The following is a 10,863-nucleotide window of genomic DNA, read 5'->3' as shown; positions in this document are numbered from 1 at the left end:
CTTTTCTTCCGGTGCCTTGTCTATTTCATCATACTTTGTAGCTGTTGCACCGCCGAACTTTGAAAGTACTGTTGTTATTGCTGCTGTAAGTGTTGTCTTGCCGTGGTCAACGTGACCTATTGTCCCTATGTTTACATGGGGCTTGGTCCTTTCGTATTTTGCCTTTGCCATTTTTACTTCTCCTCCTCCAAGTTTCAAAATTGTGAGTTAAATGTATAGCTAGTCTGTAACTCTCTATACATCCCTCTAAATCACTTATATATTCGGGATATTCATTAGCGACCAGTTGGTCGCTTAATAATATCTCCGTAGAGTCCAGCAAACTCACCCGTGTGTGTCTTTTATAAGATGGAGCTCACGAGCGGGCTCGAACCGCCGAACCTCTTCCTTACCAAGGAAGTGCTCTACCTGCTGAGCTACGTGAGCATATTAAAATTGGAGCGGGCAACGGGAATCGGACCCGCATAGCCAGCTTGGGAAGCTGGTATTCTACCACTGAACTATGCCCGCAAATGGTGGAGAGAGATGGATTCGAACCATCGAAGTCTGAGACAACAGATTTACAGTCTGCCCCCTTTGGCCGCTCGGGAACCTCTCCATACAATATGATATTATAATGTTTATCATTGATTTTGTCAATATAGTTGGAGCCTTGTGCTATGTCAAATTTATTGGAATATCTGGTTCAATTTTTACATCTTCTCGTATTTTTCACCTTATGGTGCTTGTTTATGTATGTTTCATTTAAAGCGCCCTGCAATAGATAAAAAAGAATCTCTTCGAGATTCTTCTTGCTTTTTTATATATCTTTGATTTCCAGATACTTTTCAAGCTTCCTTTTTACTCTCTGGAGAGCATTGTCGATGGATTTCACATGCCTGTCCAAGTCACATGCAATCTCCTGATAGGATTTCCCTTGAAGATATGACATAAGTACCTCAAGTTCGAGGTCACTTAGTATCTCACCTATCTTGGCTTCGATTGATGCTAGCTCTTCCCTGCTGATTATAAGCTCTTCCGGATCTGTAATCTTACTGGCTGTGAGTATATCTAGAAGTGTTCTGTCTGATTCTTCGTCATAAATTGGCTTATTAAGTGAAACGTATGAATTGAGCGGAATATGTTTCTGTCTGGTGGCAGTCTTTATTGCTGTAATTATCTGCCTGGTGATGCATAGCTCTGCAAAAGCTCTGAAGGAAGACAGCTTATCGTTCCTGAAGTCCCTGATTGCCTTATATAAGCCTATCATACCCTCTTGTACTATATCTTCCTTGTCAGCGCCGATTAGAAAGTACGATCTGGCCTTTGCTCTGACAAAGTTTTTGTACTTGTTGATTATGTACTCGAGGGATGTCAAATTACCTTCTCTGGCACTAAGTACAATTTCTTCATCAAGCATGGTATCATAGCTTTCAACGAATCTTTTTTCTGCATTAGCTTCCACTCTATCGCCTCCAAGTATTTGACATAGAAAACCATAATATTATTATACATACATATATGGGCTTAGTCAAGTTTCGGTGTCCTCACGCCGCCATTTCTCTAGGGCGCTGCGGATTTTTGGATTTATACTGTTTTCAAGAAGATTCCTTTTATTTTCCAGCTTGTTAATAAACTTCTCATTCATAGCTTTCTTCATTGCAGCAACATCCAATATTAGCTCTCGTACCGGGAGTCTTACTGCTCCCAGTCCGAGCACCATTATCTGCTCCACCCAGTCTGAGGTGGCTACCGTTATATAGTCTTCTCTGCAAAGTCCGGCAATATAGCGTTCTATGTAGTTGTCAGCACTTTCGAACTCCTTGGTGTAGACAACCTCTATACTATTATACATTTCGTGCTTTTCCATGCTGTTCTTTACATAATGGGCATCAAACACGACTATGACAATTATATCTCTATAACCTTGATAGTCCGACATTATATCCAATAGCTTCTGCCGTGATACTTCCAGCGAGTGAACACTTTCTGCCTTAAGCTCGTCCCATCCGTTGATAACATTATATCCGTCTACTATCAGATACTCCTTCAATTCTTACCCACCCTCTGCGAAAAGTTGAACGCACATATTATGCTTTCTTAGTCATCCGCTGTTTTTGAATCTCAAACATTATTATAGCGGCAGAAACAGCTGCATTCAAAGATGAAATCTTGCCTTTCATGGGAATACTTACAAGGAAATCGCAGTTTTCCTTTATCAAACGGCCGAGTCCCTCACCTTCGCTGCCAATTACCAGTGCCATGGGACCTGTCATATCCTTACTATGATATGTTGTTGAACCCATTTCAGCACCTACAATCCAAAGACCTTGTTTTTTCAAATATTCCATAGTCTGGCTTATATTGGTGACTTTTGCTACTGGCACATATTCTATGGCACCTGCAGAAATTTTTGCCACCACCGGGGTAAGTCCTACTGCCCTTCTCTTGGGTATTATTATGCCATGAACTCCTGCTGCATCGGCTGTACGGAGTACTGAACCAAGATTGTTGTTGTCAGTAATTTCGTCCAGTATTACGATGAAAGGATCCTCTCCCTTTTCTTTAGCAGCGTTCAGTATATCATCAATTTCATAGTACTTGTACAAAGCTGCTGAAGCTATGACTCCCTGATGATTCCTAGTTCTTGAAAGACCATCAAGCTTAGCCTTGTCAACTTCCTTAACGAGTATCTTTTTCTCTCTGGCAATAGCTATAATCTGCCTTATTGAGCCTTCTCCGGCACCCTTTTGTACAAAAATCTTTTCAATTTCCCTGCCGGATTTAAGTGCTTCAATTACTGAATTTCTTCCTTCAATCAGATTGATGTTGTCCTCATCAATACTTTCTTCTCTCTGATCGGGACTATACTGTTCCTTCAGTCTGCTTCCCCTGCCGGCTGCATCCTTTTCATAAGGTCTTCCCTTTTCAAAGGGCTTTGCTTTATCATAAGGTCTTCCTTTTTCAAAGGTTCTCCCTTTGTCATAAGGTTTTTCTGAACTTCGTCCTGCTGCTGGGCCTTTGGAATATCTTCCTTCTTCTTTGCCAGCTCCACCTTCATCCCTCTTTACGAATTTCCCAGGTTTTCCTGGTCTGGACGGCTTTGAAAATCTAGATGTCTTTGGTCCTCTTGGGTTTTTATTAAATGCCATAATCCTCATCCTTTTGTCAAATATTTCCGTTCCGGGTTTCGCGTTTCGCGTTTCGCGATTTAAGTAATTCTTCGAAGCATTACTTAAACACTCGTAACTCGTAACTCGTAACTCGTAACCGATCTTTTATGGAATACCCAATATAATAGTTATTTCTTTATTATCTACATTTTTTTGAAAACAATTTATTTAGAGGTTTAAATATTTATTCCTCACCTCGTGCATTTTACCGCAGCTCATGGTTCCTTCGGGGCACCCCGAGGCAACACAGCCAGGTCCGGCATTTTTGAATAGTATAGGCGCCACGCCCTTCAACTGTCTCAGCATGTCCTCAGCCATCTCCCTGATTTCCCACTGTGCTCTGTTGCAGCATCTCTGTTTGAAGAAGTTCATCAAAGCCCTGGCTGACATTGTAAAAACAATCTTTGTCTCACAGGCATTAGGGAACACATAGCGTGCATCTTCAATTGCTGCCTTTTCAGCCATGCTCCTGGCCTGCTTCTCGGTTTTACCTTCGGCTGCATATCTTTTGAAATGCTCCTCCATGAGAAGCTCCACAAGCTCATTATATACCCTCTGGTCTTCTTCCATGACTGCTATGAATTTTTCCTTTGCTGCAGGTATTTTTTCTATTTCATGAGGTATTATATATTCAAACTGTTCAAGCTTGACATACCTCTGAGACTGCTGGGAATAAGAACATCCAATCCTATGCCTGACAAGCTGGTGAGTCAGCACTCTGCTTACTCCTTCTACCCCAAAGGTAAATACCACATGTTCAATAGGACTCTCATGGCCTAAATCCATCAGCATATTCAAAAACTTGTCAATCTTTGCATCATCCAAGCCGTCCATTATGTTCTCTACCCCTACCGCAGAATAGCAGAGCTTTGCCGCAGACGCTATGAGCTTTTCCGGCTCCGGAGTATGTTGAATAATCGTAACCTTCATCGACCCTATTCCCACCTTTGCAACTTTTTTGATAGAAATCCCCTATTTATACCATTTTAACCGTTAGCTGACTGCCATGTCCAGAGATTTCTACTGCTGCAACTTCATCTTAACCTCTACTACCATTTTTATTACCTCCATAAGCCTGTCAACCTGGCCTGTAAGGTACAAAAAGCCTATCAGCGCTTCAAAGCCTGTGGCATATCTATAGTCGGTAAGATCAGCATTCTTGGGTATGGTGGAAGACTTTGTATTCCTTCCCCTGCGCACAATATCTTGTTCATCAGCTGTCAGCATCTCTGTAATCTTTGCCAGAGTTTCCGCTTGGGCTTTTGCCTTAACGAACTCTATGGACATTTTGTGTAGCTTTTTAACCTGCCCATATCCTCCTGACACAAGCAGTGTCCTGACAAAAGTATCATAGACCGAATCCCCTACATATGCGAGTACAAGGGGGTTCAGCATCTTCACGTCAGATATCAGAAGCTTGCCGTTGTCCATCATCAGTTGATGAAGCTCCTCCAGCAGCTTTCTGTAGTTTTTATCTAAGTAATCATTTTCCATGTCATACCTACCATATATTCAAATTCGTCCTGCTATTCTTCTATCGAGGCAGCTATCTGCGAGGAGCCTGTATCATCAACATCCTCCAATAGTATGGCAGAATCATCCATAGATAATTCCTGCACATTCTTTAGCTTTCTTCCTATGCTTCGCGACTTTCTTGCTGCATCTTCTATGGTATTGCTTGCTTCCTGCAGCTTCTTCTGCGTCTTGTCCAAAATATCACCGAACCTGCCGAACTCGGTTTTAACTGCTCCCAAAAGGGTCCATACCTCGCTGGAACGCTTTTCTATCGCCAGGGTCCTAAAGCCCATCTGCAGACTGTTAAGCAGCGCTATCAGATTAGTAGGACCGGCTACTATTATTCTATACTCCCTCTGCAGGCAGTCACACAGTCCCGGTCTCCTAAGCACCTCCGCATAAAGACCCTCTGTGGGTAAGAACATTATTGCGAAGTCAGTTGTGCTTGGAGGATCTATGTATTTATCCCTTATATCCTTGGCAAAGCTTTTGATTTTAATCTCCATTGCTTTCGCTGATTCCTCCGCCAAGGTAGGATTTCCTTGTTCCTGTGCATCCATAAGCCTTTGGTAATCCTCTTGAGGAAACTTTGAGTCTATTGGCAGCCATACTACTTCCCCATTCTTCTCGTCCCTGCCGGGAAGCTTTACAGCAAATTCGACTCTTTCACTGGAATTCTTCTTTGTAGCCACATTTTTCGAGTATTGCTCGTTGGTCAGAATCTGCTCGAGTATGTTGCCAAGCTGAATTTCCCCCCAAGTTCCTCTTGTCTTCACATTGGTAAGCACCCTTTTGAGGTCTCCTACCCCTGAAGCTAAGGTCTGCATCTCCCCTAAGCCCTTATGAACCATTTCCAGTCTTTCGCTTACCAGTTTGAAGGATTCACCAAGCCTCTGCTCCAATGTGGCGCTCAGTTTCTCATCTACAGTTGATCTCATCTGGTCAAGCTTCTTGCTGTTATCCTCCTGTAGATGCCTCAATCTCTCCTCTATCGTCTCTCTCATCTTGTCTAGCTTATGTTCATTTGTCTGGGTGAGATTTGTAAGCTGTTTGGAGAATATATCCAGCTGATTCCGCTGCAGGCTTGATATCTCTGACATCTGCGAGGATATCATCCCATTAAAGTTCTTATTGGTGCCCGCCAGCTCTTCTCTATTTCGGAGCATTTCATCCTTTATTGTCCTATCCAGTTTGTCTATATTTTTGTCCATGGCTTCAAAGCGGGTCTCAAGCTTGATAAGCTTACCCGCCGAGCCTGTATTCATTATGATTATCAAAATAATCAAGTTTATGACAAGCAAACCTGTAACAACCATTAAAAGTACATCAGACATAACTTCTCATCCTTTGCATTAGCTTTATACCCTTTTCCACTTTACTCCCTCGGGAGCATCTTCAAGTATTATGCCCTGTGCCTTAAGGTCATCCCTTATCTTGTCGGAAAGAGCCCAGTTTTTTTCTTTTCTTGCCCTCTGCCTTTCCTCTATGAGCTTTTTAATTTCATCAGATATTGGTTCTGCCGATTCTTCCTTTTTTTCAACCTTATCAATATCAAGCCCAAGAATTTCATCCATTTCAACCAATAGCTGGAATAGCGCCTTTGATTTCTTAGGATTTCTGATAATACTCCATACTGTGCTCAATGCCCTTGGTGCATTAAGATCATCATTTATTGCTTCCTCAAACTCCTGTTTGAATATTTGAATAGTACCTGGGTCAACTTCATCAGTTCCATTCTTATGAGCTAAGGCACCCTCATACAAACGATCCAGTGCTGTTTGAGCAGACTGCAGTCCATCCCAGGTAAAGTTGAGCTTGTTCCTGTAGACCGCATTGAGGCAGAAATATCTGTATGCCAGCGGATTAAAGCCTTTAGCCTTTAAATCAGCTATTGTGTATGTGTTGCCAAGACTCTTTGACATCTTTCCATTATCAACAAGAAGGAATTCCCCATGAGCCCAATAGTTTACAGCAGGCTTACCAAGCAATGCCTCAGATTGTGCAATCTCATTTTCATGGTGTACCGGAATATGGTCCACACCCCCGGTATGAATGTCAAACACATCCCCTAAGTATTTTCTCCCCATGGCAGAACACTCGATATGCCAACCCGGATACCCCATTCCCCATGGGCTGGGCCATTGCATTATATGTTCCTTTGGTGCTTTCTTCCAAAGAGCAAAATCTGCCGGATGGCGTTTTTCATCATTTACGTCAACTCTGGCACCGGCCTGCTGTCCTTCAAGATCAAGCTTGGATAGCTTGCCATAGCCCTCAAATTTAGTAATGTCAAAATATATTCCATCACTTGTTTCGTATGCATAGCCTTTATCCATAAGCCCCTCTACAAATGCCAGCATTTCAGATATATGCTCGGTTGCCTTGGGAACTATTTCCGGGGTCTTAATATTTAATGCCTTAAGATCCTTCATGAATATATCTGTATAGTAGTCAGCTATCTCCAATGGTGTTTTCTTCTGCTCCTTAGCAGTTTTGACCAATTTGTCCTCGCCCTCATCAGCATCTGAAACCAAATGCCCCACATCTGTTATATTCATAACGCCCTTAAGCTTGTATCCGTTGTGTTTGAGAACTCTTCTGAGTATATCCATAAACACATAAGCCCTCATATTTCCTATATGAGCATAGTTGTAAACTGTTGGCCCGCATGAGTACATCCTTACTTCACCAGGTACAATAGATACAAATTCTTCTTTTTTTCTTGTCATTGTGTTGTATAGCTTCATTTCTAACACCTTCCTAAATTAATATTAAGCATTCCTTATGTAGTCTGGCACGTGGCTCATGTCAAAATAAACAAGCCCACCTCATAAAGAGGCGGGCAATTCCGCGGTTCCACTCTTCTTGGACATTCAATCATCTAACGGTAACCCGCCGAAGAATACTACGCATATATAAAAACAGTTTCCTCTTCGGTGCTCACGGGTGCAATTCAATCCCAAGTATCCTAAAACCCCTCTCAACCGCTGAAGGTTCCTCTCTGTAAGCCTTTCTGATTTACTCCTCCCGATCCACGCATCAAATATTAAATTGTATATGTATGAAAAAGCATCTTTTTCATATTTTGTATTAGACTTTCGATTATATATATTATTATTGTTAATAGATACTATGTCAATACTTATTTTTCTGCTAACCATACATTTTGAGAAATCCCCTTGGCACTATTCTTTCAGAACCACATACCGCCTATATTTCAGATATCCCTCATATATATATAGCTCCTCTTGAATGCTGATACCCCTTCGTGCAAGTATGATATATCCCGTCTCGTTGGCGGTTCTCTTCCTTGTAAACAAGAGGGGTGCACTTTTTATAGTCTCCATATAAACATACCTTATATTATTATACTGAATTATATCGGAATATACGACTTCCTTTTGAGGAGATATCATTCTGAACACATACACAATGATAAGTATCAAGATAATTGAAATGAATGTATATATATTCCCGCTTCTCTTCCTTTTAAACGTAAACATTCTTCCCCCCCCTTGAACACTATACCTATATAAAATGGCTAGAAGCAAGCAAGACAAGGCGTGCAAGGCGAAATGCCGCAGCACAACGCAGTATTGCGCCGCTTATCGCCATTTTAGCCCTTGAATATGTTCGCTACTGCATAAGCAGCAATCCCTTCGCCTTTTCCGGCAAACCCCAACCCTTCGGTGGTTGTCGCTTTGATACCTATGCAATCTATCTCAAGCTGCAGTATATCTGCTATTCTTTTCTTCATTTCATCAATATGCGGCGCAAGCTTTGGTCTTTCTGCCACAATAATGCTGTCGATATTCCCTATGGTATAACCCTTGGAGCAAAGAATATCTTTCACCTTTCCCAGCAAAACAAGACTTGATACTCCTTTGTAGGCTGCATCACTATCCGGGAAATGCTTTCCTATATCAGATTCGCCGCAGGCTCCCAACAGTGCATCCATGATTGAGTGAACAAGCACATCCGCATCTGAATGCCCCAGCAGGCCTTTCTCGTAGGGGATTTCAACCCCGCCAAGCATCAGCTTCCTACCCTCCGCCAGCCTATGCACATCATAGCCGTTTCCAACCCTATACTTCAACATCATATCACCTCATATTTTTATGGCATGCATACAGGTATTTTACCCCACATACATGCCATTTACTTCTTGTTTTCTATAGCTTTCCTTTTATATACAATCCAAGTTCCTTATCTGTCTTTTTGATGCTGTAACAGTGCAAGTTCACCGTACACTATTTATCGATATTATTCTACAAATATCTGCATATTCCTCCCTATTGAAAATTTTTGTTCATTATTGTTTCAGCAATAATAATGTCCTCAGGTGTTGTTACCTTAATATTCTCATATGTACTCTCTATCATCTTGACTTTTATCCCCATACGTTCAACCAGAAATGCATCATCAGTACCTGATATTCCTTCATTGCCTGCACTTGCATGTGCTTTCTTGATTATGTCCGGACGAAAGGCTTGTGGTGTCTGGGTTATCCATACCTTCCCCCGGTCCGGAGTGCATTCTACAAAACCTTCTGCATCTAGTATTTTTATGGTCTCTTTTGCGGGCATGCCGGCGGACACAGCCCCATAAGCCTTTGCACCTTCTATACACCTTTCTATGATGCCGTCCGGTACTATAGGCCTTGCTCCATCCTGAATAACCACAACTTCACATTCATCGTCCAGCTGCAATATGCCGTTATAAACCGACTGCTGCCGCTCACTGCCTCCCTCGACCAGCTTGTCCACCTTGTCAAACCCGAAGGCATCAATTATCTGCTCCTTGCAAAGCTGCAGCTCGTCCTTACCCGCAACAAGTATTATGCTGTCTATTGCTTTGCAGCTCTGAAAGGCCTCCAGGGTGTGTGCCAACAGCGGCCTGCCCTTTATATGTATAAATTGCTTGTTCATCCCCGCATTCATTCTGGCACCCTTGCCCGCCGCAAGTATAATTGCAGTATTCATAGCCCGACCTCCAAATCTCTGAAAAATATACCCTAAGCAAAAATGAATTTGCTTAGGGTATAAAACCTACGATACCTTATCTACAGCTGTTTTTGGTTTTACAAATATCATTCTGCCGGCTGCAGTTTGAAGAACACTGGTCACTACAACCTCAATAGTCTCTCCAATGAAACGCTTCCCGCCGTCAACAACTATCATTGTTCCGTCATCCAGGTAAGCAACCCCTTGGCCAAATTCCTTGCCATCCTTGATAACCTGCACTACCATCTCTTCACCCGGCAGTACAACAGGCTTGACTGCGTTTGCCAGCTCATTGATATTCAGAACCGGCACCCTTTGGAACTCTGCCACCTTATTCAAATTATAGTCGTTGGTAATTACCTTCCCGCTCATGAACTGTGCCAGCTTCAAAAGCTTGGTGTCAACCTCGGAAAGCTCATCAAAATCCTTTTCAACGATTTCAACGTTGATTGCCAGTTCGTTCTGGATCTTGTTCAATATATCCAGACCTCTGCGTCCCCTGTTTCTTTTCAATGCATCGGATGAGTCAGCAATGTGCCTGAGCTCCTCCAGAACAAATGCAGGTATTATGAGTGGGCCTTCAACAAACCCGGTTTTACATATGTCTGCGATTCTTCCATCTATGATAACACTAGTATCGAGAATTTTTGGCTGTACAACACTTTCTGTTTTTGCAGTAAGCCTATCCTTATCCTTCTGCCCTAATTTCTTCCAAGGAAGTAATAATCCTATTAGATCCTCCCTCTTTTTGGACGCTATGCTCACTCCCAAATATCCCAGGAGCAGATATATCATTATCGACAATAGCGTTCCTAACCATGCAAAAGGTATCAGTTTTATAGGACCACTGCTTATAAGATAAGCTATAATTAGACCTGTTATAAGACCCACTGCTCCAACCAGTATTTCGCTGGTAGGAACCCTTTGAAGCATTCTCTCAACTTTTGTGGTAGACTCCTTACCTAAATTAATAAGCCAAGAAGATATTAAATAAAATATTATTCCACCAATAGCCCCGCTAAATAAAAACAAAATATAAGAATTTGTACCTGAAACATCATAGCCAAAAATCTGTGTTACCCCGAAATATTTCGTAAGAAGATACGACATTTCCGAGCCTAGAACAACCCCCAAAATCATTAACACCCAAACAAAAACTTTCCTTATCAATAAGTTCACCTCCTTTTATAAGT

At 42.0% G+C, this 10,863-nt stretch carries 12 protein-coding genes and 3 tRNA genes; all 15 read right to left on the bottom strand.

Features of this window, described 5'->3' with window-relative positions:
- Positions 1-171 (bottom strand): GTP-binding protein (locus VEB00_02340; protein ID HYF81854.1); only part of this gene is annotated, 171 nt, incomplete at its 3' end.
- A gap of 178 nt (positions 172-349) precedes the next feature.
- Positions 350-426 (bottom strand) — tRNA-Thr (locus VEB00_02335).
- A gap of 10 nt (positions 427-436) precedes the next feature.
- Positions 437-510: transfer RNA gene (locus VEB00_02330), tRNA-Gly, on the bottom strand.
- 3 nt (positions 511-513) lie between these two features.
- A tRNA-Tyr gene (locus VEB00_02325) sits at positions 514-598 on the bottom strand.
- A gap of 201 nt (positions 599-799) precedes the next feature.
- Positions 800-1,444, bottom strand: coding sequence for an RNA polymerase sporulation sigma factor SigH (sigH, locus tag VEB00_02320; GenBank protein ID HYF81853.1), 645 nt, complete (start codon positions 1,442-1,444; stop codon positions 800-802).
- A gap of 66 nt (positions 1,445-1,510) precedes the next feature.
- Positions 1,511-2,032 carry an NYN domain-containing protein gene (locus tag VEB00_02315; protein HYF81852.1) on the bottom strand — a complete coding sequence of 174 codons (522 nt, stop codon included), beginning with the start codon at positions 2,030-2,032 and terminating at the stop codon, positions 1,511-1,513.
- 37 nt (positions 2,033-2,069) lie between these two features.
- Positions 2,070-2,861, bottom strand: coding sequence for a 23S rRNA (guanosine(2251)-2'-O)-methyltransferase RlmB (gene rlmB, locus VEB00_02310; GenBank protein ID HYF81851.1), 792 nt, complete (start codon positions 2,859-2,861; stop codon positions 2,070-2,072).
- A 459-nt stretch (positions 2,862-3,320) separates the two neighbouring features.
- Positions 3,321-4,082, bottom strand: a complete 762-nt coding sequence (thyX, locus tag VEB00_02305) for an FAD-dependent thymidylate synthase (GenBank protein HYF81850.1) — start codon at positions 4,080-4,082, stop codon at positions 3,321-3,323.
- Positions 4,083-4,172: 90 nt separating this feature from the next.
- Positions 4,173-4,586, bottom strand: a complete 414-nt coding sequence (locus VEB00_02300; GenBank protein HYF81849.1) for a Mini-ribonuclease 3 — start codon at positions 4,584-4,586, stop codon at positions 4,173-4,175.
- 92 nt (positions 4,587-4,678) lie between these two features.
- Positions 4,679-6,001: a DNA recombination protein RmuC gene (rmuC, locus tag VEB00_02295; protein ID HYF81848.1), complete on the bottom strand. Its 1,323-nt coding sequence runs from the start codon at positions 5,999-6,001 to the stop codon at positions 4,679-4,681.
- A 24-nt stretch (positions 6,002-6,025) separates the two neighbouring features.
- Complete coding sequence (gene cysS / locus VEB00_02290) at positions 6,026-7,414, bottom strand: cysteine--tRNA ligase (protein ID HYF81847.1); 1,389 nt, start codon at positions 7,412-7,414, stop codon at positions 6,026-6,028.
- A 438-nt stretch (positions 7,415-7,852) separates the two neighbouring features.
- Entirely contained in the window at positions 7,853-8,170 is a 318-nt protein-coding gene (locus tag VEB00_02285; protein HYF81846.1) for a hypothetical protein, read from the bottom strand.
- Positions 8,171-8,283: 113 nt separating this feature from the next.
- Positions 8,284-8,766: a 2-C-methyl-D-erythritol 2,4-cyclodiphosphate synthase gene (ispF, locus tag VEB00_02280; GenBank protein HYF81845.1), complete on the bottom strand. Its 483-nt coding sequence runs from the start codon at positions 8,764-8,766 to the stop codon at positions 8,284-8,286.
- 193 nt (positions 8,767-8,959) lie between these two features.
- Positions 8,960-9,649 (bottom strand): 2-C-methyl-D-erythritol 4-phosphate cytidylyltransferase, encoded by a 690-nt coding sequence (gene ispD / locus VEB00_02275; GenBank protein HYF81844.1) that lies wholly within the window; start codon positions 9,647-9,649, stop codon positions 8,960-8,962.
- A 66-nt stretch (positions 9,650-9,715) separates the two neighbouring features.
- Positions 9,716-10,810 (bottom strand): PIN/TRAM domain-containing protein, encoded by a 1,095-nt coding sequence (locus tag VEB00_02270; GenBank protein HYF81843.1) that lies wholly within the window; start codon positions 10,808-10,810, stop codon positions 9,716-9,718.
- Positions 10,811-10,863 lie beyond the last annotated feature (53 nt).

Source organism: Clostridia bacterium (assembly GCA_035628995.1).
In the GTDB taxonomy this organism is placed as follows: Bacteria; Bacillota; Clostridia; order Lutisporales; family Lutisporaceae; genus BRH-c25.
Note: the sequence above shows the minus strand (reverse complement) of the source record. Positions and strands in the feature narration are given on the sequence as shown.